The sequence below is a fragment of the Aeromonas sp. sif0611 genome (assembly GCF_019218845.1).
In the GTDB taxonomy this organism is placed as follows: Bacteria; Pseudomonadota; Gammaproteobacteria; order Enterobacterales; family Aeromonadaceae; genus Aeromonas; species Aeromonas media.
In genome coordinates, this window is the sequence record NZ_JAHUWU010000002.1 from 228,875 (window position 1) to 253,607 (window position 24,733).

Consider the following 24,733-nt stretch of genomic DNA (forward strand, 5'->3'; position numbering starts at 1 on the left):
TCATTGCCATCATACAGGTTCTGGCCTGCGAAACGCATGACGGACCAGCACTATGCCCACGCCCAGCATGCCGCCAAGCAGGGTAGCCAATACCACTATCAAGGGGCGCTTGGGCTTGTCGCGGCTCAAGGGTTCACTCGGCGAGGCCAGGTAGGCGAAAGACTGGAATGGCAGTGCCTCGATCTTGATGGCCTGGAGGCTGTTCAGTTGCAGACGCAGCGCTCCAATCCCCGGATTCATGAACTCGGGGTTCTTGATCTCCTTGAGGATCTTGAGCTTTTCGGCCAAGGCGCGGGCTCCCAGGTCAATGGCCAAGCTGCCCTGATCTTGCAGGTTCTGCACCGGCGCCTCGATCCCGGCCGCCTTAGTGATACGCAGGCTGTATTCGGTACGCAATATGTCGTCTTGCAACTGCTTGAGGGTATCGATTTTGGCACTTTCGAACTGGGTCTGCAGCGTCTTGATCCGGTTCTGCCAGATGGTGTTGAGCTCCTTGCCCTTGGCCATCGACTCCTGCTGCTGGATGAAATCGATATATTGCTCCAGACGCTGCTTCGCCTCGGTCGCCGTGTCTGCGGCAAAGGAGAGGATGACATCTTCACGCAATTTGTCCGGGGCCTTGGCGCTGATTCCCTCGGCCATCTTTTTGAGCAGCAGCAGCTTGCCTTTCGGGTCAGTGATCCCAGACTGCGCGGCCTCGGCATCCAGATAGCCATGCTCCATCAGGAACTGACGCTTGTTATTGAAGCTATTGAAGTTGTTTATAAAATCACCGTAAAGCGCCTTCTTGCTGAAGGAGACAAAGGCTGAGGCCGGAATCTTAGCGTTGATCAGTTGGTTGATATTTAGCTCGAGTGATTCCACCTCCTTGAGGGTGGGCTGCTTGATCTCGGCCTGGCTGATCCAGACCTGGGGTGCCAACAGGGCGTAGGCAATACCTGCTGCGGCAAACACGCCTGTGACCAGCAGGATCAGGATCTTCTGGCGCCATAACACCAGGATCAGCTCACGCAGATCGATCTCATCAACAGCGGAGGCTTGCCAACCTTGAGGCAACTGAGTGCCTGAATTATCGAATACCTGTTTGTTCATACTGAGCTCTAAAGATGAGGTTACTTCCAGAAAGGGGCGTGACGGTCTTTGTCTGACAGGACTAATGGCACATTGTCCATGAGGGGCCATGCAATAGCCAGCGTCGGATCAGACCAGTTAAGAGACGCTTCCAGCTCGGGTACATAATAGTCGGTACACTTGTACAACACATGAGCCCACTCGCTCTGCACATAGAAACCATGGGCAAATCCTGGGGGGATCCACAGTCCCTCACCCTCCTCCGCCGAGAGTGTCACACCAACCCATTGACCATAGGTCGGACTCCCCTCTCGCACATCGACCGCAACATCGAAGATGGTACCCGCCATCACCTGTATCAACTTGCCCTGCGGCCTCTCTCGCTGATAATGCAGACCACGCAATGTCCCCTGCCGAGAGCGACTCAAATTGTCTTGAACGAAGCGAAAATCACCGCATCTGCGGGTAAAGAGATCGTGGCGAAACAGCTCCATAAAATCGCCCCGCTCATCTTGATGACGCTGGTGGCGGATCTGGATAACATCCGGAATCTTCAATGAAATAAAGTGCATAGGTGTTTTCTTTGAGATAATGGGCAAGGATATATCACCCAATGGAATACCTTATCAATCCCAATCGGGATGCATTTTACCAAACGGCTCTTGCAACAGACGCAGCAGATAGGTGCCATACCCACTCTTTGCAAGAGGGCGAGCCAAGGCCTGAAGCTGCGCATCTGATATCCAGCCACGACGCCAGGCGATCTCCTCGGGAGCTGCCACCTTGAGCCCCTGCCGCTTTTCAAGGGTCTGGATGAAACTGCTGGCCTCCTGCAGGCTGTCGTGGGTACCGGTATCTAGCCAGGCAGAGCCACGCCCCATGAAACAGACATCCAGACTGGCTTGCGCCAGATAACGTAGATTGACGTCGGTGATTTCGAGCTCTCCCCGCCCCGAGGGGAGCAGGGTGCGGGCTATCTTGCTCGCTTGGTCATCATAAAAATAGATGCCCGTCACCGCATACTGGCTCTCCGGGGAGACTGGCTTCTCGACGATCGTCTGTACCTTTCCCTCTTCATCGAACCCCAGGACACCGTACCGTTCGGGATCCTGCACATGGTAGGCAAACAGGGTAGCCCCCTGCGTCCTGGCGCAGGCTTGCTGAAGCTGACCAGGCAGCTCGGTGCCATAAAAGATATTGTCGCCCAGGATGAGGCAACAGGGGCTGCCCGCCAGAAAAGACTCGGCGATCAGCAGGGCCTGTGCCAAACCATTTGGTTCATCCTGTACTGCATAGCGAAAGCGCATGCCCCACTGGCTGCCATCCCCTAGCAGCGACTCGAAACGGGGCAGATCCAGCGGCGTGCTGATGATCAGAATGTCGCGGATACTCGCCTGCATCAGGGTCGAGAGGGGGTAATAGATCATAGGCTTGTCATAGACCGGCAGCAGTTGCTTGCTGATGGCCAGGGTTGCCGGGTAGAGCCGGGTGGCAGAACCACCAGCCAGGATGATGCCTTTACGCTGGGTCATGGGACTCCATGGGATTAAGGGAAGTTACTCATTAGAAGGGGCACACATTCTCCGCCCCAAGATCTGCACCTTGGCTGGCCAACCAGATCGCCATCTGTTCCTGCCAGGAAGGCAGCCTGATGTCAAAGACGGTGGAGAACAATCGGCAATCGAGTCTGGAGTTCAGGGGGCGGGGCGCAGACTGCGGCCACTGCGTCGAACAGATGGGACTCACCGTGACGGGCTGCGTCAGTAGCTCTAACCGACAGGCTTCCTGCACCAGTGCAGAGGCAAAGCCATGCCAGCTTGTCTCCCCCTGACAGCTCAGATGATAGAGTCCTCGCTTGTCTGGATCCGTCAGTACTTGTCCCAATGCAAGCAGCACGGTATGCGCCAGCCAGTGAACCTGGGTCGGAGCTCCCCATTGATCGTCTACGACCTGCAGGGGGTGGCCCTCTCTGGCACAGCGAAGCATGGTACGAGCGAAATGCGGGCCTTCACCACCATAGAGCCAGCTTGTACGAAAGATCAGATGATCAGGGCATAGCCTCTGTATTGCCTGCTCACCGGCATACTTACTGGCGCCATAGACATTGAGGGGATTGGGCTTGTCCGCCTCAGTCCAGGGTCTTATTCCTGCACCATCGAACACATAGTCGGTGGAAAAATGCACCAGCAGCGCCCCCCTGGCACTGGCTTCCCGGGCAAGGAGTGCCACCGCATGATGATTGATGCGTTCTGCCAGCTTAGGCTGCGCCTCTGCAAGATCGACTGCCGTATAGGCGGCCCCGTTGAGGATCACATCCGGCTGATGGCGATTCAGGGCCTCGGTCAACGAACGGGGTTCAGTGATGTCGCACTCCGTCGTGCCAAGGGCCTCCACCTGCCAATGGGGATAACCTTGGCAAAGGGCAGAAAAAAGGGCTCGTCCCAACTGGCCACGAGCCCCCAGCAACAAGATCCGCATCGGGATTACCGCGCGCCAAAACCGGTCAAGATGGTGCGGATGGTCTTGAACACGATGAGCACATCCAGCCAGAGGGAGAAGTGCTTGATGTAGTAAAAATCGTGCTCGATCTTGATGCGGGTATCATCGGCATCGGCGGCATAGCCGTGCACCACCTGAGCCCAGCCGCTGATCCCCGGTCGTACTATGTGGCGATACATGTAGAAAGGAATCTCTCGCTCGAACTGATCGACGAAGGTACGCTGCTCCGGTCTCGGACCGATCAAGCTCATGTCCCCTTTAAGGACGTTGAAGAACTGCGGCAGCTCGTCGATGCGCAGCTTGCGGATCACCTTGCCCACTCGGGTGACACGCATGTCACCGTCCTGGGCAAACTGGGCGCCAGCTTTTTCCGAATCCTTGCACATGCTGCGGAACTTGTAGATACGAAAATCCTTGTTCCCCTTCCCTACCCGGTTTTGCAGGAACATCACGGGGCCCGGGCTCTCCAGCTTGATGAGGATAGCCGTCACCAGCATCAAGGGGGAGAACAGCGGGATCGCGATCAACGCGGCCAGAATGTCCATGCCACGCTTGATGAAGGCATAGACAGGGGACGGCAAGAGGGAGCCGAGCTGGTTTTCGTGGAGATGATCAATTTTCACCCGACCGGTCAGGGTCTCGCTGATCTGCTTGATGTGATAGACGGGGATATGGGCCAGCGCGCAGCGCGCCAAGAAACGCTCCCACTCTCCCGCCAGCTTCTCATCTCGAAGGTCTGCTACCACAGCGTCATAGCGCACGGCACCAAGATCGGGTTTGTCCAGCAGACGCCACTGCACACATTCGTGCCGAGTCAGGGCCTGATAATCGCCAAAGGGCAGCAAGGCGTATTTGGGAGTCCGATAACGGCGGCCGATGAAGTAGGCCAGCCAGCAGCAAAGCAGCGCCACCAGATACGACTCGAACAACACCTGGCGGCTGTAAGGCAGTCGCAGGAAGAAGAGAATGCCGACCAGGGCACCATAGAGGGTGGTCACCGTGGGGATCATATAAGCCACGGGACTCGCGCCCGGATAGCGCAGGAAGCGATGCAGCACAATCCCGGTCAGCAGAAATGCCACAAAGGCACCGCTCAGGGTATTGATCCGGACGGCATCCAAGTGATGCCAAAACTCTAGGCCCCATCGCTCAATGGCAGGCAGGCAAACCGCAAGCAAGGCCCCGAAAATGAACAAGGCAGGAGGGCTGAATAACACACGTTCATACCAGCGTGAGTGACGGCGTTGAAAGGACAAAGTTACCCCCAGAGATCGAAATAAAGGTCAAATAAATACATAACGTTCTAATTCTACTCGCGAATTCGTTTTTTCAACGCGATGACGACATAGCTGAGCCAATGATACAAACTATCTGGCAAACTTAACAACAACTTGTGTCGATAGATATGCCACTGCCATTTTGCTGCGGTCAATTTATTTGCAGATAATGAGTTTGAACCCAATCTATAACGAGCAACGATGTCTTGTACGCAGGCAGCCTTTTTTGCAACCTTCATTATTGCAAGCCACATCAAGTAATCTTCATGCCCACAGCGCTCCTGGTAAAATGTGCCAAGCAGCTCGCGGTTATATATTCCTGTCAGATTTCCTATCCGGTTGCTGTTCAGCATATCTTCGTAGCTGAATTCCATCGGGCTGGTCCGCACTGACACGGGGCGATCAATGTCATCAGACAGAAAAGTAGAGTAGTTGCCACACACCACAGCATACCCTTGCTCCAGAAAAGATATCTGTCTTTCCAGTTTGTTTGCTTCCCAGAGATCATCACTATCCAGAAAAGCAATATACTTGCCCTTGGCAGATTGAATGCCGACATTGCGGGCATTGGCTACACCACCATTATCCTTGAGCAGGATATATTCGATTCTATCATCATGGATATCTGCCACAACATTCGCGGTGTCATCTGTTGATGCATCATCAACAATATAAAGGCGCCAATCGCCAAATGATTGGGACAATACAGATTCAACACTATGCCGTATATATCTTGCCGCATTATACGCGGGCATGATAATAGACACTGTTTCAAATGGCATTTATATCAACCTCATCCACTGTTTGACAATGATCTCGGGTGAATAGCGTTCTGCTGCTGACAAGGCTGCGAACTGCATGTTTCTTCGTGCATCATCCGAGTTCATTAAATAGACCAACTTGTCCTTGTATGCCTCCATGTCACCATCCAATACTAGGAATCCATCAACACCTTCGCTGATAATTTCTCTTGGCCCGGTCTTGCAATCAAATGCTACAGCCGGTAGCCCAAAAGATTTTGCTTCTATAAGAACCAAAGGTAACCCTTCATAACGAGAGGTCATAGCTAATATGCTTGCTGCCTTATATTCAGCATCAATTTGTGGAGAGGCTGGTTCAAAAGAGATAGAATCAGAAACAGAAAGTTGACATGCTAATTGAGTCAACATCTCCTTTTCTTCACCATCACCAACTATTTTCAAAATCCAATGTTGACGCAATACTTCAGGTAAATAAGACCAAATATATATCAATCTAGAGAAATTCTTCTGCTGATTTAAACGTCCTACGGCTAAGACGACTTTTTTCTTTTTAGATAAAGCCGATATGGACATGGTCGGATAAAGAGTGGGATTCGGGATTACAGTTACTGGAGTGGTAGTACGAGATTCCAGAATATCATAATCATGCTTGGTTAATAGCACCAACTGATCGGCAAGATCATAACTAAATAGCTTCATGAGCCTTACAGGATTAGATGATGTTTCAAAACCTACATGTTCACTAAGTATTAACTTACTCTTTATAAAAAAGAGTCTTTTTAGCAGAGCTAGTTTAAAAGAAAGCCTCCCCATTGATATTGATATTATGCTATCACATTTCAGCTTTTTTAAGTGAGCACCCAGTTTCAATATAGATGGAGAGTTAACATAGGAGATTGTTATTCCATGGTCCAAGTTATAGAAGGGCTCTCCATTCTTCACAATTGACACAAGAACAACTTGATTGCCCAGCAAGGAAAGTTGGTTTGATAAAAAAGTAGCAATTCGCTCAGTCCCACCAGAGGCTGAAATATCGTTTATCACTATTGCGATGTTCTGGCTCACACTGTCTTCCTTATACACTCACATGAAAGTCCGTTTAAACATCATACGTGATATCAAATATTCAAAGTTATAGTATGATAATAAACAACAGAGTATGACTTTAAAGACTTTCCTAAATACATTCTTATCACTATATGCCGATGACAGCATTTTAGTTGAATATGTGTGTAAGATTTCGGTCAAAGGCCATGATTTTATCTTTTTCGCCAGTTCGTCTTCACTGAATCCATCGTCATTACTTTTATTTACCAAGCGTCGTTTGTGTAATTCAAGTACATACCGGTGTGTCTTGCGCTGCTTTAAACTGGCAGTACTCGCTGTATTACCTTCTCTTTGCCTAATCAGCATTAAATACTCGGGAAGATTATCACAGCAATACCCCATATCCATCGCTCTCAAAATGAAATCATAATCCTCTGCATATGGAATATTACGATACCCATTAAGCTTCTCATATATTTCTCTTTTAGCAAGCCATATATGTGCAATAGGTGATGCATATTTACTCGCATCAATTACGAATTTTTTCCCAACCGGCATTTTGCCTTTCGATAGAATATCGCCATCAGCGTTAACTGCTATCATCTGACAACCGACTAAATCCACGTTATTATTTTTAATAAAATCTAGCTGGTTTCTTAATCTTGTTTTAAGAGATATATCATCACCATCAAACCTGGCTATATAATCTCCTTTAGACATCAAATAAGCAAAATTTAGAGTCCTACATATTTTAATATTAGATTTGTTTTTGTATGCTTTAATGTTATCAAATCTATTTGCCCAACGTTGAACTTTATCAAAGGTATCATCTGATGAGCAATCATCGACAACGATGATCTCAAGCTTTACATCATCCTGATTAATAATGCTCTCTAAAGCTTCGTCAACATATTCAGATACATTATAGACAGGAATAATGACTGAAATCAGCTCATCCATAATTACTCTCTCTCACTTCCCAAATTATCTAAAGGTACATTAAGTCTATAACTAGCTATTTTGTCGATACTGCCAAATAAAACCAATGGTTCTACATGTTCAGAAACCAACCTATAAACAGATAAATTCATATACTGAAAACCACTAACCAGAATAAATAACATGAAAAAATATTTCACATTTTGACTGATTTTTAGTTTTAGAATGATATATGCATAGGCCGGGATTAAAAATAAGGCACCAAAATAAACATATCTGAAAAACAATGTTCTTGATGGAGGAAAAAAAATAGAGGAGACAGAAATAACTAAAACTAAAATTGTATATCCTTTATGAGGAACCTTATATCTTATAAAAATAAATAGAACCAAAAAAAATGAAAGGAGCCTTAAAAAAGTATATGTAAAGTAATCATAATCTGCCAATGTTTCATATCTTGACCATGGCCCATTTATGTAAAAATATAGCTTTTTAAATAAAAAATCAAGATAATCAAATCCAGTAACGTGAGCTTGGCTAGTCAAAAAAAATAGAGCCAATGGCATAACACTAGAAAGTAACAATGCAAAAGTATAATTACGCCTTCTAATTATATGAGCGAGAATGATAATTCCAATAAAGTAGAACGTTCCATTATGGATAAGTATTCCACAAATACTCCAAAATAAAAAAGGAAAATATCTTTTTAGTAAAATTGAAGACAAGCCGCGTATAATAAAAGATAATGCGAGGAGATACTCGAAGGAAAAATATATTGATGACGGTATAAATGAGAACAACAATACAATAAACAGAACATTCTTCTTAACACCATTAATTTCAACATTAAGACCAGTTGTTATATTAAGTATAGATGATATTATATTGAAGCTGAATAATAATATAGAAATAAACGTATACGTTCTATTAGGTAATCCGAAATACTCCATTATATTAAACAGAGCATATTGATACGCTTTCATTTCTAACAATGACATATAGTAGTCGCTATTATAGTCATAACGATTATAATATCTGACTACGTCACCTATAACTTCCCCATTGGGATTAACCAGAGAGGCCACAGTTGCAATAAATAAAGCCGAGAGGAATGCAAACCAATTATCTAATCGCTTACCTCTTACAACATAGACATAGATGAGAACTAATAACAACACCATCATCGGTGATGCATATAACATCATCAGTAATATTAATGACAACCCTACACTGGAAATATAACCAACAGTAGTGCTTCGACTTAGAATATTCATTCAAAACGTCTCTGCTTTATATATCCCAAATTTATCTTTCAATGTTTTATTCCATTCTGTACCAATGAATTTTACGATAGTATTTGGACAAATTCTTTTTATTGTATATGCGGATGTAGAAAACAATGTTGTAACAGATTCAATCTCTTCAGATATTAAGACATATACTTCAACAGGAATTTTTCCATCTAATACATAGATATTATCATAAGAAGAAAAAACATCCTCATAGTCTGTTGTTTCTCTAGGATGTGGCTTTATATATATAGGTCTACATTCATTCGTTTTTTTTGTTATCAACTCCTTATATATAGATATTTTATCATGTTCAGAAATCCCCATATCTTCAAGAGGCTGTGTGATGAAAATGTCAGCCCCCTTAATTATTTCCCAAGATGGTGGAAATAATTTTTTTATATATTCCATGTTATCCTTTACACCTTTTCTTATGTCAAGCACTTCTATTTTTTCTTTCAATGGGAAAGGTAAATCCATAATTTCTGTTAAATAAATTTTTTTGACTTTTTTTCTGTACCCATACGGAAGTATATTGAGGTGAGCCTTAATTTTATTATAGATTCCCGGCCGCACTACATAATTAGAAAGTCCATCTTCAATTAAAAACATATCTCTTTTTCTAAAAATCAACGATAAAGGAAGATGATCATGACCATACAAGGTGCATTGTGAAAAAAGATTCAAGTTTACACTTATCTCTTTAAAACATTTTGGTTTTAACCCGAAGAGTGATGATAAAAATATATCGAATCTATTAGGACGCGCTATTTTATTATAGGTGATAATATTTGGAATTCGATCTGATAGTTCATGCGGGAAGTTATCACTAGTCAAAATCAACGTATCATCCAATCTTTTATTTACAATTAAATACAATAGGATCGCATATACAGATTCAACATGTAGTATTTTTTTTATCTCGCAGTTCTCATTAATTTTTACCAGAGAAATAACACTCATGTCACTCATAACATAATTCGCCAAGAAATAGAAGAATATATCGACACCAAAAACCATGTTCCTAAAAATCGAACAAGCATTGAAATTGAATATGCTATCGCAGCCCCTTCAATTCCTTTGATTGGGATAAGATAGAGCAATGCTACTATATTAACTAATCCAGAAAATATGGTAAGGATAGATAAAAATCCTGTTCTTTTTTCATAAAACAGATAGTTAGTCACCATTAAATACATGCCACCGAATGCCTGTCCTAGGCACAACCAACCGATTACAGTTCCAGCTTTCTGATAAGCCTCACCTGCAATCCATGTTACCACCCAAGGGCCAACAAGAAATGATAAACAACCTAAAATGAAAACTGTGATAAAGAATATATAAGTAAACTTAACTATTTTCTGGAGTTGCAGAGGATTATTATCCTTCAAAGCTCTGAATAGCCATGGCACCATTGCTTTATTGATAGCATCAAAAACAACTGCCATGCCCAAGCTCAATTGGACCGCTAACATATAAATACCTGTCTCAGCGATCCCCAACTCCCGATTAATAAGAAATCGGTCCACCGAACTCAGAACAAAAACACCTACTACATGTGGTATTAGTGGAATACCAAAATATAAAGCTTCTTTAAAAAAACTTTTCCGAAGAGGAAATAATAGGATCAATCGTTCACGGTAAAGTAGAAGTAGACCGAGAAGCCCATAGACCACTGTAGTTAACAATAGTGCGTAAACCCGCCCAGATGCTCCTTGTTGCAACCAGATGATCAGGAATAACGACAATATCATGATGATGATACTCTGACTGACTTGCATGACTCCAAATGCAATAGCCTTTTCTCGTATTTGCCATTGACCTAATCTTAATTGAATAAGAAAATTTGCAGCTGAAATCATCACTGCAAAATAAATCCATGATTCAGGGATATTCAACCATTGACTCAACTGCTCTGAAAGCAGAAAACTGACGACAGCCAAGAAAAATGTACTAAGTAATAGTATATGAACACAAGTACCATTGAATAATTCTAGTGATGATGCCTCATTATTATCATAATATTTACGGTTTGCAGCGCCAATAGAATTCAATCCGGTCAATGCAGCCAACCCTGTCACCAAAATTTGAAACATGGAAATCTGTCCATATTCATCTGGTGTTAGATAACGCGTTAATACTGGCAATAAGAAAAATGGAATTAGTGCATTCAGTATATTTGACAATAAATAAATGCTGGAGCGTTTTAATAATCCCATATTAAACTCGATATAGAAAAACGTATCTTCACTTTAAGAAAGAATAATAATACATTCAAAATGTAGTATCCAATTAACATTAAAAATGAGACTTAATAAACTCAGCCATCTTGAAATCGAACTTATCATCTATGTCAACAGAACTATATTTATCCATTACGTATGCAAAGGCACCGTCTGAATATATATTGGACAGAGACCCTACGAAGCGGCGTTCAATTATATACATAGCGCCATTTAGCCGATAGAAAGGCTCAAGATCCTGGCTTCTTTTATTAACCGAAGGGGTGATAAAACCGTTCAAACTATTATCTTTCGGTAATCTATTGCAATACTGAATCGGATGTTCCAGTTCACAAACTGATACCACAGCAGTCGCTTTTTTGTTCTTATACAACGCCACAGCCTCTTTTATGTGCTGTGCCGTACGCAATGGTGATGTCGGCTGCAATATTGCGACCATGCCCACCATCGCATAATGTTCTTCTACCCATTGCACAACATGAGAGATCACATCGTTGGTCGTGGCCGTATCACTGGCAAGCTCAACAGGGCGCAACCCAGGAAATACGACATCAGAATCTTGCATGGCAACATCGGCTATCGCTTGGCTATCTGTGCTGACGATCACCATGTCAAACTCACCGCTGGCGAGTGCGGCCTGCGTTGTCCAGCGGATGAGTGGTTTGCCCGCCAGTGGTTTAATATTCTTTCCTGGCAGGCGTTTACTGCCTCCTCGGGCAGGAATAATTGCAATTTTGAGGGACATTAAACCAACCCCTTGATATCGAGCTGCGCTTTGTGGAAGTCATCCATACGGCCAATGTCGAGCCAGTATTCGTGAATGGGGAACATCAATACCTCTTCCTGCTTGGCGATTTGCTGCTCAAGCAGGGTTGGCATATCGATTCGCTCTTGCCTTGGGACATTCATGAATAATTCCGGACTGACCACATAAATTCCCGCATTGACAAAATAGCGTTGAATGGGTTTTTCCTGCATCTCGAGGATGCGGTGTCCGTCTCCGCTGATCACCCCATAGGGGATCTGATAGTCATATTCGCGAACGCACATGGTGGCCACAGGCTGGTATTTGTTATGGAAATCGAGCAGACGATTGAAATCCACCGTGGTCAGCACGTCACCATTGATCATGATAAGTGGCAGGGTGGGGATGTCGGCAGGCAGCAAACCCAGCGCACCACCTGTACCAAGCGGCCTCTCTTCATGCACGTAGCGAATATTGGCACCCCAGGCAGAACCATCACCAAAATAGCCGGTGATCTGCTCGGGCATGTAGTGGGTGGAGATGTAGATGTTCTTGAAACCCGCCTTGAGAAACTGACTGAGCAGAGTTTCCAGAATAGGTTTGTCCCCCACCTTGAGCATGGGCTTGGGGCAGCTGTCGGTGAGCGGGCGCAGCCGGGTACCAAACCCCCCCGCCATGATGAAGACGGGGTTGTCATAACTCGGGACCTGAGCGGCTTGCTCCCAGGTTTCCAATCCGATCAACTTGCCTGCTTCATTGACCACCGGCAGGGAAAGAATGCTGCGCTCGCGCATGGTTTCCAGCAACTGCGCACGGGTCAGTTTGGCCGAGACAGTGATGGGGGTGGGGTTCATCACGGCCGTGACGCTTTGCGTCAGTGAGACATTGTTCAGGATGGCGCGGCGAACATCACCATCGGTCACGACGCCGAGCAAGTGCCGCGCGTCATCCACGACCAGACAAACCCGCAGTGCCTCTTCATTGATCACGGCCAGGGCATCACGCACCGAGTGTTCCGGCGACAACACCACTTTTTCCCAATTTTTGCTCATCCAATCCATCCTTTACTGCTTGATAAGCATCACGCTGCCACGGGCAACGTATGCAATCTGCTTTTCTCCAAGAGGGCGCGTCAGCGTGGCGCCGGCCCCGACCACGGCATCAGAGCCAATTGATATGCCCTGGATCACGGCAGCTCCCGTACCGATATGGACTCTCTCACCCGTTACCACACCGCCGGATAACACGGCGCCCGGTGCGACGTGATTGTCGCCTCCCAGATGGCAGTCGTGATCCACGATGGCGCCACTATTGATGATGCTGTTGGCACCTATCCGGGTACCAGCCTGAATGATGGCCCCCGCCATGACCTGGGCCCCCTCTTCCAGCACGGCGTAGTCAGAGACCATGGCCTGTGCGCTGACGACGCTTACAAAGCGGTAACCAAGGGCACGATAACGGGCAAACAGCGTGGCGCGCAGCGGGTTGCCCGGCAGGGAGCCGATGCCATTGACCAACACCACCTCATCCGGATGGTGGGTCAGTATTTCCTCATCATGCCAGAGGGGAATATCGGCCAGCGCGGCGCGCGGTGTACCTGCGGCGGGCGCAACCAGGGCGATGGGAACCACTCCCTGGCTGCGCAACATGTCGACCAGTACGGCAGCATGCCCGCCAGCCCCCAAAACGATGATCGGCTTATTCACGGATAGGTTCACCCGCCTGATAGGCACGTCTGGCTACTTGCCCCAGTAGCTGCCAGTAGGCATAGGGACTCATGCCATCGCCGGGTCGCTTGATAGCGAGGTTGTCGGCACAGAGGATGGTCCCCGCCTCAATGTCACAGGCAGCAACCAGGCTCTTGCGTGCGATCTCCTTGTTCTTGATCTCGCTCGGGCGTGGCCCCTTGATGCCATCTCCAAGTGCCAGCTCCACATCGCGGATCCCTTTCACCATGGCGGCCAGTTCATCGGGTTCAAGAGAAGCCTTGTGATCAGGCCCTTCCATGTTGCGATCCAGCGTGAAGTGCTTCTCGATGAGGCAGGCTCCCCTGGCGACTGCCGCCACCGGGATGGTGATGCCCTGGCTGTGATCCGAATAACCGACCGGCAACCGGAAGGCGTGCGACAGGGTATCCATGGCTTTGAGGTTGATATCCACCATGGGCGCCGGATACTCGGTCGTGCAATGCAGCAGGGTCACCTTGTTGGCAAGAGCGGCCTGACCAGCCTCGCTGGCATAGGCAGCCATGAAGGCGGCCTCCCCCGGTTGCGCATCCTGCGGTGCGGTCAATCCGAAGGCGATCACCCCAAGGGCCGCTTCCACTTCGGCCAGGGTGGCCATGCCGGTAGAGACGATCAAATCGCAACCGGTACGGGCATGGGCCAGTACGAAGGGGGCATTGGTCAGCTCCCCGGAAGGGACCTTCAATGTCTGCAACTTCAACCGGTTCACCAGGAAGTCCAGGCTCTCGGTATCGAAGGCAGTAGACAGAAACTCGATGCCGAGCGACTCGCAATGGGCGATCAGGCGAAGATGGGCATCAAACGAGAGTTCGAGGCGGGAGAGCATGGCAAACTGGCTCTCTTCCTTGCCGGTATTGGCGGTCTGATAAGCAGCCTGTTTGGCTTGGCGAGTCACCAGATTGGCCGCCTTGAAGGTCTGAAACTTGACGACATCGACACCTGCCTGGTGGGCGGCATCGATCAGCGCCACGGCGAGTGCTTCGTCGCCATTATGGTTGACGCCGGCTTCGGCGATGATGCGGATCATGGCGACGGACTCCTGTCGAGATCATGGAACTGTTTGATGGTGGGGATGGCAAAATGCTTCAGGCGTGCCACGATTTGGCCGCTGGCGTCCCCTGCACCATAAGGATTGACATAAGCATCCGGGCCCATAGGCTGCAAGGCCTTGGCAATGCATTGCGTAATGGCCTCAGCCTTCGCGTCACAATGAAGCACACTCTTCGCTGCCAGGCGCCCTTGTTGGCGTTGGCCGATATTGATGGTCGGGACACCCAGAGAAGGCACTTCAATGATGCCGCTCGACGAGTTGCCGATCACGGCGGCACAGTGTTTCACCGCGCTCAGGTAACGCCTGTAACCCAAAGACGGGATGGCCAGCACGCGTGCAGGATTTGCTGTCGCATACTGCTCAAGCAGTGGAATGATGGCGCGACCACCGTCATCTGCATTCGGATAAGTCAGGATGACCTGATGGTCGGGATAGTTATCCAGCGCCGTCAGCAAGGCGTTGAAACTCTGCTTGGCCGGTTCATCAGCCAGGGTCACAGGATGATAGGTCACCACGAAGAACGGTGACTCCAGCGTAAACCCAAGGGAGGATTGCAGCTCGTCCATGGACAGCAGCGGTGTCTTGATGATGTGATCCAGACCGACAGCGCCTACGTTAAACACCCGCTCCGGCGCCTCACCCAGCTGGATGACGCGCTGCCGATAGGGCTCGGCGGCAGTGAAGTGCAGGTAGCTCAACTTGGTAATGGCATGGCGAATGGCGTCGTCATAAGCCCCCTCGGTGATCTCGCCACCATGGAGGTGTGCTACCGGTATGCGCTGCAACATGGCCGCCTGGGCTGCCGCCAGCGCTTCAAAGCGATCCCCCAGGATCACCAGCACATCCGGTTGCAGCCGGGCCAACGCATCTGCCAGCCCGAGCAAGGCTACCCCCATGCTTTTGACAACACCGACAGAGGTATCGGAGGAGAGCAGCATCTCGATACGTTCATCGATCTTGAAGCCATCTTGCTCTATCTGCTGATAAGTCAGACCGAACTCGGGGGACAAGTGCGTGCCCGAGACGATCAGCTTGAGTTCCAGATCAGGAGCGGCGGCAATGTCTTTCATCAACCAATAGAGCAGCCCGTATTCGGCGCGAGTACCGGTAAAGACGGCGATGGTATTGGCCATGTTCAGACCTCGACAGGCGAGCTGGGCAAGTTGATTAGATGGGATTCCAACCACTCGGCATTGTTAAGCTCTCCACGCAAGGCATGAGAGAACATGGGCAGACGATGCATCAGCTTCCATACAGGCCGGGTCATGACGCCGGCCTTGTTCAGCTCGGTCAGCAACGTATCCCGCTGGGTTTGATCTTCACAAACAATTGCATTGAGCCAGTAGTTGGAACGCCCGTAAGAAGGTTCGGTCACAAACTGGCACGCCTGTCCCTTGAAGAACTCGGCATAGTGCATTGCCAGCGCCCGCTTTTGCGCCAGGAATTGCGGCAGGGCTTCCATCTGGGCACATCCGAGGGCCGCATTCAGATTGGGCATCCGGTAGTTAAAGCCGGGTTCATCATGATAGAACTCGAATGGATGGGGCACCTTGGCGGTGGTGGTGATGTGCTTGGTGCGCGCCCCCTGTTCGGCATTCTGGCAGAGCACCATGCCGCCGCCACCCGTGGTGATGATCTTGTTGCCATTGAAGCTCAGGGCCGAAAACGCACTCAGCGTCCCCGTGTGCTTGCCCTTGTAATAGGAGCCAAGGCTTTCGGCTGCATCTTCCACCAGCGCTATACCCCAGGCCTGGCACACGGCCTCAAGCTCATCGAGTTCAACCGGATGACCAAAGGTGTGCATGGGCACGACAGCTTTGAGTCGACGCCCGCTTGTCTTGTGGATGGCACCTGTCTCGGTGCGCGAGGCATGCTCTTCCAGCCAGTTGGCTAGGGCAATGGGGCACAGGCCCAGGCTCTGGCGTGATACATCGACGAACACGGGCTCTGCGCCCATGTGATACAAGGCGTTGCAGGTCGCCACAAAGGTCAGGGGCTGGGTGATCACCAGATCGCCTGCCTGCACACCTGCCATGTAGAGCGCGATATGCAGCGCCGCCGTGCCATTCATGGTGGCAACGGCACGGGCAGAACCAGTAAAGGTGGCTATTTGCTGTTCGAACTGCTCAACATAGGCACCGACACTGGAAACGAAGGTACTTTCCAGTGTATCGAGCACATATTGACGTTCATTGCCGGCAAAGGTCGGGGCGTGAAGAGGGATGAAGTCATCGGTTTTGTAGATATCACGAATAAAACGTATCAATTGAGTATGCATACCGATTCCTTACATCTTGCCGTCGAGATATTTGCCCGTTTCTTTGTGACCAAAATCCGGGATCATGGCAAAGAACAGCTCGACGAGCTCTTTCTTGTCCCAGGCTCGTTTGGTTTTCATGGCTGCAATGGTCTGCTCGAAATGGTTGAGCAGATCATTCTGATATGAGGGTTCATTCTTGATGATGCCCAGGTTCTCGAACCGGGCCATATCCAGCACTTCCTTGTCGGTGAAGAACTCTTCGAAGTCTTTTTCACCCGTGGTATCGCTCTCGGTAAAGAGGCAAGGCCACATCCCCTGCTCAGGCAGGCTCGCCATCATGGTTCTGGCTTCAGCCTCGTCCTTGCACAGATAAGGCTTGTAACCATGCTGCTCCAGATATTTCACGGCGATTTCGGCGAAAGTAATGAGGTGCAGGGACTCGCTGAGCTTGGGGAAGAAGATATCCCGGTTTTCACCAAAGATGCAGGACATCAGACACAGTTCCCCGGATTCCTGGGGGGTCACGAAGTAACGCTTGATGTCACTGGGGGCGACGATAGGCTGACGCTTTTGCAACCGCTGGTTGAAGCCGTGCAACAAGGAACCGTCGGAAAAGGCCACGTTGGCAAAACGCGCGGTTGAAATGGCAATCTGCTCGCTGCGGCGCATCAGGAACATCTCCATGATGCGTTTGGAGGCTCCCATCATGTTGACCGGGTTCGCCGCCTTGTCTGTCGAGACACAGAAGTACTTCTTCACCCCCATGTCGATGGATTGCTGGATGGTTTTGTCCGTGTTGAACACGTTGACATCGATCATGCGCATCAAGGTGAAGGGGTCTTTCTCGCTGCGTACATGCTTGAGGGCAGAAAGATTGAGCACGTAATCATAGGCGCCGTCGGCTTTGATAAAGGCATCATACTCAATGGAACCAATATCCAGCGCGAACGTCTGGAAATCACCATCGATATACCCGAATGAGCTACGGATATCCCGTACCAGCTCGACCATATTGTTCTCGCTGATATCGACAACATGCAATTTACGTGGATTTCTCTTGAAGATCTCTTTGGTTACCGCCTGGCCAATAGAACCAGCCCCACCAAGAACCAGAAAACGGGACTGACTCACAATCTCAGATAGTTTTTGCTCATTTTTGCCAATGTCATCAACGAACAGGTCTTTATTTCGACCAATGAGACTCAAAATATTATTCTTCATATTAAAGATACCAATTTGAAGTTCAGCCCGGGAAGGACATGAAAATACGTCAACAATGAGTTCAATTAATTTCTCAAATTTGGGAAAGACACCAGATGACAGTCTTGAGTATTCCTGACTCAAAGCTGTGCTGCGGTAGCCATTTCAGTTCCGAGGAGATCTTGCTGGCATCGATGGCATAGCGACGATCATGGCCGGGGCGGTCCGCGACATGAATGATCTGATCCCGATAGGAACCGGCCTTGGGTACCCGCTCATCAAGCAAATCGCAGATGGTCAGCACCACCTCCAGATTCCGCTTCTCGTTGTGACCACCGATATTGTAGGTCTCACCGACCTTCCCTTCCGACAACACCAGGCAAAGGGCACAGGCGTGGTCTTCCACATAGAGCCAGTCACGGATCTGGTCGCCCTTGCCATATAGGGGGATCGGCTTGCCAGTCAGAGCATGATTGATGGTTTGCGGGATCAGTTTCTCCGCATGTTGCCAAGGCCCGTAATTGTTTGAGCAGTTGGTCACCAGAATGGGCAACCCGTAGGTTCGGTGCCAAGCCCTAACCAGATGGTCGCTTGATGCCTTGGCGGCAGAATAGGGGCTGCTGGGCGCGTAAGGTGTTCGCTCGGTAAAAAGTGGCAGCGGCTCGCTCCACAGAGTGTGGTCAGCATTTACCTCATCCGGATGGGGCAGATCCCCATATACCTCGTCAGTGGAGACATGATGGAAACGGAAAGTGCTCTTGCGTACCTCGTCCAAGTCACTCCAATAGGCACGAGCGGCTTCCAGCAACACATAGGTGCCGACGATATTGGTTTCGATGAAATTGGCAGGCCCGGTGATGGAACGATCAACATGGCTTTCAGCGGCCAGATGCATCACGGCATCCGGCTGGTGCAGGGCAAACACACGATCCAGCTCTGCACGGTTGCAGATGTCGACCAGCTCGAATGCATAGCGTTCACTATCAGCCACACTCAGCAAGGATGTCAGATTGCCGGCATAGGTCAGTTTATCGAGGTTGACAACGAAATTTCGGGTATGGCCAATGATATGGCGCACCACAGCCGAGCCGATAAAACCGGCTCCGCCAGTAACAAGAATCTTCATATCAAATAGATATTCATGCAAGGCCAGTGATTGGCGGGAAGAAACAACATGCAGGATAGAAAACGCATACCCCAGAGCCGACAGAACAAAGAGTAAATACCAAACTGGCACAGCATGCTTTTCGGCCGTTTCGTTAGCTACCGCCCTTGAGTTACAGCTCCCAATACGCTGCTTTTAACCTGATTGTGCGCGCTGTTGGTCATTACACCCTCCAGCTTCTTGTTTTGGTTGATGTTTGACAATGACGTCACATCATACTGCTCACTAGGTATTCTTGGCGCCTGCACTGCTCACATCTTGGGCAATAAAGAGCACAAAAACCGATTTTGGGTCAGATTCTATCTCTTTTAACCAGGGAATGAACAGTCAAAACATCGCAGGTCACTTGCCGCAAAAGGGCCTTATTGAATCCAAATTAGTGTTGTTAGTTCTCACCTATTTGAGCTTAATCCCAACGAGGAAAGGCATAATGTTGCCTGACGCTGGTTTTTTTAGAGGGAAAAAGTCACTTTTTTTCAAATCCTTACAAACGATATGAGTGAACGCAGCATAAGAACCAAGACGGTGTTGCCAGGCATGCTTGCGACAATGTAAACCACCTAAAAATGAGGGTTTCTCGATCTCACCCTGTGCGATAGGAACGGTCGTAATTCATGGTACTAAGGCGCAGTGTGAGACCCTCGTGCCGATAGCCTGAATGGATCGGCCTGGTCACAGCGGAGATGAGGTGGCGATAGCATAGCAAAGACAGGCACGATTCAGTCCCGATACAGGGGGGTTATGTAGGATCCTCGTTGACTCTCCCCTTTAGACACCCTCTAATTGACAGCCTGGACCCTTATCATCATGCATCTTATGAAAATCCTACTGGTCGAAGACGACAAGCTGCTCAATCATCACCTCACCACGCTGTTGACCGAGGCCCAGAATCAAGTCCACAGCACGGACAGTGCCCAGGTGGCGCTGCACTATGCGGCCGACTATCCCATCGACGTGGCCATCATCGACCTCGGCCTGCCGGACATGGACGGCCTGCAGCTCATCAGCCGGCTGCGCGAGCAGCAGATCCCCTTCCCCATCATAGTGCTGACGGCCAGAGGCAACTGGCAAGACAAGGTAGAAGGTCTGGAGGCCGGCGCCGACGACTATCTGGTCAAACCCTTCCAGAAAGACGAGCTGCTTGCCCGACTCAATGCCCTGGTGCGCCGCAGCGCCGGTTTCATCTCCCCCAGAGTGAAGGCGGGCGACTACGAGCTGGACCTCTCCCGCAAGGAGCTGACCGTCGCCGGTGAGGTCACCGTGCTCACCAGCTTCGAGTATCTGATCCTGGAATACCTGATGCGCAACGCCCGCCAGGTGGTTTCCAAGCAGCAACTGCTGGATCAACTCTATGGCGATGGCGAAGGGGATCCGAACACCATAGAGGTCATGGTGAGCCGACTGCGCAAGAAACTGGATCCGGAAGGGGTCATCGCCCCCATCTCCACCATCCGCCGACAGGGTTACATCTTCAACCTCTCCTGCAGCTGATGCCTCTTTTCATGCTGCGCCCCATGCAACTGATCCGCCGCTCGCTTCATCTCAAGCTGATGATGAGCGCCATGCTGGTCATCGCACTCATCATGACCTTCTCCGTCTATATCCTCTATCTTGGTCACGCCGAGGAGCAGGCTCAGAAGGCCAGCGCACGCATGCAGGAAAATCTCTCCAAACTCTTCTCCTCCAAGCAACCCGATCCCCACGCCATCACAGATCTCGGCAACATCACCCCGGATGCCATCGATCCCAATCTCGATACCCTGATCTGCCGCTCCGACGGGGAGCTGAGCTGGTCCAGCCTGCACATGCCGGAGGTGATCACCATCAAGGGGACCATCTGCCGGGATCTGATGAAATACCTGGGTGGCCTGGATCAGGACTACTTCTTCAAGCTCCACACCATCAAGAATGGCGAGAGCTACTTCATCTACAGCCTGCGCTTCTTGCGCAACCATGGCAGCGGCCCCACCACCTACTACGTGGTGATGGTCGATTCCGCCAAGCGTTACCAGGCCCAGACCAGAGAGTATCTCTACCGCTGCATTCGTCAGGCGCTGCTCTCCTACTGCCTGCTGGGTGCCCTGTTGCTGCTCACCAGCTTCTGGAGTCTCTCCTCCCTGCGCACCATGGCGCGGCAGATTGACGAGATCCGCGCCGGCTCCCGGGAGTCGCTCTCCAACGACTACGAGCGGGAACTGACGCCGCTGACCGAATCGGTCAACCAGCTGCTGGAAAACGAGCGCCAGCAGACCCAGCGTTACCAGCACGCCCTCAATGATCTGGCCCACAGCCTGAAAACCCGGCTGGCGCTCATCCAGATCACCGCCCAGGAGCTCAAGCTCGGCCACGATATCCATGACAACATCAATGAACAGATCACCACCATGGATCAGATCATCCAGTACCAGCTGCGCCGTGCCGTCACGGGGCGAAAGCGCCTTGCCAGCAAGGGCACCGAGCCGGTGCCTCTCATCGAGAAGCTGCTGGCCAGCCTCACCAAGGTCTACCGTCACAAGAAGCTGCAAACCGGCTTCCAGTTTGATGACGACGTCTTCTTCCACGGTGAACAGGGCGATCTGATGGAGCTGATGGGCAACCTGCTCGACAACGCCTGCAAGTTCGCCATCAGCGAGATCCAGGTGCGGGTCAACCGCCAGGGTGGCGGCCTGCTCATCGTGGTGGAAGACGACGGCCCCGGCATCGACCCCGGCAAATCGCAGCAGATCTTCCAGCGCGGTGTGCGGGCGGACAGCTCCCCCGGCCAGGGGATAGGGCTCGCGGTGGTGACCGAAATCGTGCACAGCTACGGCGGCAAGATCCGGGTGGATGAATCCCCGCTCGGCGGCGCCAGGTTCCATATCACCCTCCCCTGAGACCGTGATGCGGGCCCACGCCATGGGCCCCTTCATCCGCCACTATTCCCTTATCGGCTTGTCGTGCCAGACTCGACACCTTCCAGGTTCCGCCATCACGGTCAGACCACGTTATGGGGTTTACACCGCCTGTATACAACTGGGACGCATGGATCCCCGTCCGGGGGGCAGCCATAAAAAAACCGGCCGCAAGGGCCGGTGAAACAGTTCAGGCTTGTCAGGTGACAATCGCACCCAGCGGATGAAGACCGGTTCCAATTCCTTATGAAGCCCTGCCCTCTTGAGTACGTGAGTTCACTCTACGCCATGGTCACTGAATTGGGACTGAACCACGAGAAAATCGTTTCCTTGCCCGTTTTTTAGAGCCGGATCCCGAGGGATTGGCGCAGGTAGGCACCGGCCCCCAGCAGACCCGGCCCCTCATGAGTGATGAGGAACACGGGAATATCTTTCAGGTAAGGCTTGAAGCGCCCCTTGTCTTCGAAGGCGACTCGAAAACCGGAGCCGAGGAAGAACTCCTGGAAGCGCGGTACTATGCCGCCAGCGATATAAACGCCACCGAAAGTACCCAGGTTGAGCGCCAGATTGCCGGCGAAGCGACCCATCAGCACACAGAACAGGCTCAGGGTACGGCGACAATCCAGGCAGTCCCCTGCCAGCGCCCGCTCGGTGATGTCTTTCGGGGCAAATGCCTCGGGCTCACGGCCGTCGGACTTCACCAGGCCGCGATAGAGATTGACCAGCCCAGGGCCCGAGAGAAAACGCTCGGCCGACACATGACCCAGCTCGCCACGCATCACCTGCAACACCGCATCTTCCTCTTCGGTGTTGGCGGCAAAGTCCACGTGGCCGCCCTCGCCAGGCAGACTGAGCCACTGCTCACCGGCCTGCACCAGATGGGCTACCCCCAGGCCGGTGCCTGCGCCATAAATGGCGATGGGCTTGCCGGCCACGGGCGCCGCGCCCCCCAGCTGGATGCGGTCAGCCTCCTTCAGCACGGGGACGGCCATGGAGACGGCGGTAAAGTCGTTGATCACCTGCAAGCGATCCAGCCCTAGATTGCTCTGCATCTCGCGGATGGAGAACTCCCAGCTGTGGTTGGTCATGGCGACCCAGTCGCCGTTGATAGGGCAGGCGATGGCGATGCAGGCCTCGCCCACCTTGACGCCATGCTCCTCCAGATAGAGACGCACCACGGCTTCCAGGCTGGGGTAAGCCAGCCCTGAATAAGTTTTTGCCTGGGAAATGGCGCCGGTCGCCAGCTCACAGAGGGCCAGCCGGGCATTGGTACCGCCTACGTCGCCCACCAGCGCATGGGTATGCTGCATAACAAACTCCTTCGTTACCGACTCGGGGCGGCCCTTACCGTCCCGACCTTGTTATTTGGCTGCAATACTACCCGAGCCCCTCCCCTTGCGGCGCGTTGGATGAATGCAACTGTGCGCCCGCTCACAGTGTTGTTGCTTTGCAACATTTGTAAGCGTTTTCAAGGGGTGGATGGAAGTTTGTAACCAAAAACACGAAATAATTAGACATGAGTCATACTTTATGGGGACGAGATTAGTTCCGATAAGCGCTTGTCTTGTATAGTCATCAAGTAGATTGGAAACCTGCTTGAGCTGTGAATTTAGTGCACAGACACTGAAGTTAAATTACAAAAATGCCTGGTGGTAATGATGAATACCCTCGATAAAATTACGAACAATTTGGAAAGTTTCAGTAAATCAGAGCGTAAGGTGGCTGAAGTGATCCTGGCGTCGCCCCAGACCGCCATTCACTCCAGCATTGCCACCCTCGCCAAGCTGGCCGATGTCAGCGAACCGACCGTCAATCGCTTCTGCCGCCGTCTCGATACCAAGGGCTTTCCCGATTTCAAGCTGCACCTGGCCCAGAGCCTGGCCAACGGTACCCCTTATGTGAACCGCCACGTAGAGGCGGAAGACGGGCCAGACACCTATACCGCCAAGATCTTCGAATCCACCATGGCCTGCCTCGATGCGGCCAAGAACAGCCTGGACATTTCCGCCATCAACCGCTGCGTCGACATCCTGACCCAGTCCAAGAAGATCAGCTTCTTCGGCCTGGGCGCCTCTTCCGCCGTGGCCCGCGATGCCCAGAACAAATTCTTCCGCTTCAACATCCCCGTGGTGAGCTTCGAGGACATCGTCATGATGCGCATGAGCTGCATCAACAGCAGTGAAGGGGATGTGGTGGTGCTGATCTCCCACACCGGCCGCACCAAGGCACTGGTAGAGATCGCAGCCCTGGCCCGTGAAAACGATGCCACCGTCATCGGCATGACAGCCAAGGACTCCCCCCTGGCCCGCGAGTGCAACCTGGTGCTCTCCATGGACGTGCCGGAAGACACCGACGTCTACATGCCCATGGCGTCCCGCATCGCCCAGCTCGCCCTGGTGGACGTGCTGGCCACCGGCTTCACCCTGCGCCGTGGCATGAAATTTCGCGAAAACCTGAAGAAAGTCAAAGAAGGTTTGCGCGAATCCCGCTTTGATACCCCGCATAATTCCTGAATCATTCGGGGGTCCGCCCCCGACTGTCTAAGCCACC

General features: G+C 50.7%; 22 protein-coding genes and 1 pseudogene. 3 read left to right on the forward strand and 20 right to left on the reverse strand.

The window, feature by feature from the left end:
* Positions 1 to 9: 9 nt before the first annotated feature.
* From KW824_RS05940 to rfbB, 19 genes and pseudogenes are all read right to left on the reverse strand, one after another.
* The gene (locus KW824_RS05940; protein WP_256351289.1) at positions 10 to 1,092 is read right to left on the reverse strand and encodes an LPS O-antigen chain length determinant protein WzzB; all 1,083 of its coding nucleotides are present in this window, start codon (positions 1,090 to 1,092) and stop codon (positions 10 to 12) included.
* A gap of 20 nt (positions 1,093 to 1,112) precedes the next feature.
* A complete protein-coding gene (rfbC, locus tag KW824_RS05945; RefSeq protein WP_218409239.1) occupies positions 1,113 to 1,643 on the reverse strand; it encodes a dTDP-4-dehydrorhamnose 3,5-epimerase in 531 nt (176 codons plus the stop codon).
* A gap of 54 nt (positions 1,644 to 1,697) precedes the next feature.
* A complete protein-coding gene (rfbA, locus tag KW824_RS05950) occupies positions 1,698 to 2,603 on the reverse strand; it encodes a glucose-1-phosphate thymidylyltransferase RfbA (RefSeq protein WP_218409240.1) in 906 nt (301 codons plus the stop codon).
* 31 nt (positions 2,604 to 2,634) lie between these two features.
* Positions 2,635 to 3,549, reverse strand: coding sequence for a dTDP-4-dehydrorhamnose reductase (gene rfbD, locus KW824_RS05955; RefSeq protein WP_218409241.1), 915 nt, complete (start codon positions 3,547 to 3,549; stop codon positions 2,635 to 2,637).
* Between the two features lie 5 nt (positions 3,550 to 3,554).
* Positions 3,555 to 4,652 (reverse strand): sugar transferase, encoded by a 1,098-nt coding sequence (locus KW824_RS05960; RefSeq protein ID WP_231959439.1) that lies wholly within the window; start codon positions 4,650 to 4,652, stop codon positions 3,555 to 3,557.
* 227 nt (positions 4,653 to 4,879) lie between these two features.
* Positions 4,880 to 5,629 carry a glycosyltransferase family A protein gene (locus KW824_RS05965; protein ID WP_218409242.1) on the reverse strand — a complete coding sequence of 250 codons (750 nt, stop codon included), beginning with the start codon at positions 5,627 to 5,629 and terminating at the stop codon, positions 4,880 to 4,882.
* Positions 5,630 to 6,673: a glycosyltransferase family 4 protein gene (locus KW824_RS21210; RefSeq protein WP_218409243.1), complete on the reverse strand. Its 1,044-nt coding sequence runs from the start codon at positions 6,671 to 6,673 to the stop codon at positions 5,630 to 5,632. It lies immediately after the preceding gene.
* Between the two features lie 18 nt (positions 6,674 to 6,691).
* Positions 6,692 to 7,615: a glycosyltransferase gene (locus KW824_RS05975; protein ID WP_218409244.1), complete on the reverse strand. Its 924-nt coding sequence runs from the start codon at positions 7,613 to 7,615 to the stop codon at positions 6,692 to 6,694.
* A gap of 2 nt (positions 7,616 to 7,617) precedes the next feature.
* Positions 7,618 to 8,868 (reverse strand): hypothetical protein, encoded by a 1,251-nt coding sequence (locus KW824_RS05980; protein WP_218409245.1) that lies wholly within the window; start codon positions 8,866 to 8,868, stop codon positions 7,618 to 7,620.
* Positions 8,869 to 9,846 carry a glycosyltransferase family 52 gene (locus KW824_RS05985; RefSeq protein ID WP_218409246.1) on the reverse strand — a complete coding sequence of 326 codons (978 nt, stop codon included), beginning with the start codon at positions 9,844 to 9,846 and terminating at the stop codon, positions 8,869 to 8,871.
* Positions 9,847 to 9,851: 5 nt separating this feature from the next.
* The gene (locus KW824_RS05990) at positions 9,852 to 11,102 is read right to left on the reverse strand and encodes a lipopolysaccharide biosynthesis protein (protein ID WP_218409247.1); all 1,251 of its coding nucleotides are present in this window, start codon (positions 11,100 to 11,102) and stop codon (positions 9,852 to 9,854) included.
* Positions 11,103 to 11,181: 79 nt separating this feature from the next.
* Complete coding sequence (locus tag KW824_RS05995; protein WP_218409248.1) at positions 11,182 to 11,871, reverse strand: cytidylyltransferase domain-containing protein; 690 nt, start codon at positions 11,869 to 11,871, stop codon at positions 11,182 to 11,184.
* Positions 11,871 to 12,923 (reverse strand): nucleotidyltransferase family protein, encoded by a 1,053-nt coding sequence (locus KW824_RS06000; RefSeq protein WP_218409249.1) that lies wholly within the window; start codon positions 12,921 to 12,923, stop codon positions 11,871 to 11,873. Before KW824_RS06000 ends, KW824_RS05995 begins: the two co-directional genes overlap by 1 nt.
* 12 nt (positions 12,924 to 12,935) lie before the next feature.
* Entirely contained in the window at positions 12,936 to 13,577 is a 642-nt protein-coding gene (locus KW824_RS06005) for an acetyltransferase (RefSeq protein ID WP_218409250.1), read from the reverse strand.
* A complete protein-coding gene (neuB, locus tag KW824_RS06010) occupies positions 13,570 to 14,643 on the reverse strand; it encodes an N-acetylneuraminate synthase (RefSeq protein WP_218409251.1) in 1,074 nt (357 codons plus the stop codon). Before neuB ends, KW824_RS06005 begins: the two co-directional genes overlap by 8 nt.
* Positions 14,640 to 15,800 (reverse strand): UDP-N-acetylglucosamine 2-epimerase, encoded by a 1,161-nt coding sequence (gene neuC / locus KW824_RS06015; RefSeq protein ID WP_218409252.1) that lies wholly within the window; start codon positions 15,798 to 15,800, stop codon positions 14,640 to 14,642. The genes neuB and neuC overlap by 4 nt, the downstream gene beginning before the upstream one ends.
* 2 nt (positions 15,801 to 15,802) lie before the next feature.
* Positions 15,803 to 16,945 (reverse strand): LegC family aminotransferase, encoded by a 1,143-nt coding sequence (locus KW824_RS06020; RefSeq protein WP_218409253.1) that lies wholly within the window; start codon positions 16,943 to 16,945, stop codon positions 15,803 to 15,805.
* A gap of 9 nt (positions 16,946 to 16,954) precedes the next feature.
* Positions 16,955 to 18,148, reverse strand: coding sequence for a UDP-N-acetylglucosamine 4,6-dehydratase (locus tag KW824_RS06025; RefSeq protein ID WP_218409254.1), 1,194 nt, complete (start codon positions 18,146 to 18,148; stop codon positions 16,955 to 16,957).
* A gap of 85 nt (positions 18,149 to 18,233) precedes the next feature.
* Positions 18,234 to 19,253 (reverse strand): annotated as a pseudogene (gene rfbB, locus KW824_RS06030) (dTDP-glucose 4,6-dehydratase); the annotation flags it as partial.
* Between the two features lie 855 nt (positions 19,254 to 20,108).
* Between rfbB and KW824_RS06035 the strand changes: the two are divergent.
* Together KW824_RS06035 and KW824_RS06040 are read left to right on the forward strand one after the other, a co-directional pair.
* A complete protein-coding gene (locus KW824_RS06035; RefSeq protein WP_218409255.1) occupies positions 20,109 to 20,783 on the forward strand; it encodes a response regulator transcription factor in 675 nt (224 codons plus the stop codon).
* Entirely contained in the window at positions 20,783 to 22,165 is a 1,383-nt protein-coding gene (locus KW824_RS06040; RefSeq protein WP_218409256.1) for an ATP-binding protein, read from the forward strand. The genes KW824_RS06035 and KW824_RS06040 overlap by 1 nt, the downstream gene beginning before the upstream one ends.
* Before the next feature lie 359 nt (positions 22,166 to 22,524).
* Here KW824_RS06040 and glk read toward each other — a convergent pair whose 3' ends face one another.
* Positions 22,525 to 23,493, reverse strand: a complete 969-nt coding sequence (gene glk, locus KW824_RS06045; RefSeq protein ID WP_218409257.1) for a glucokinase — start codon at positions 23,491 to 23,493, stop codon at positions 22,525 to 22,527.
* A 345-nt stretch (positions 23,494 to 23,838) separates the two neighbouring features.
* Here glk and KW824_RS06050 point away from each other — a divergent pair, with 345 nt between their 5' ends.
* Entirely contained in the window at positions 23,839 to 24,696 is an 858-nt protein-coding gene (locus KW824_RS06050) for a MurR/RpiR family transcriptional regulator (RefSeq protein WP_042649694.1), read from the forward strand.
* Positions 24,697 to 24,733: the final 37 nt, after the last annotated feature.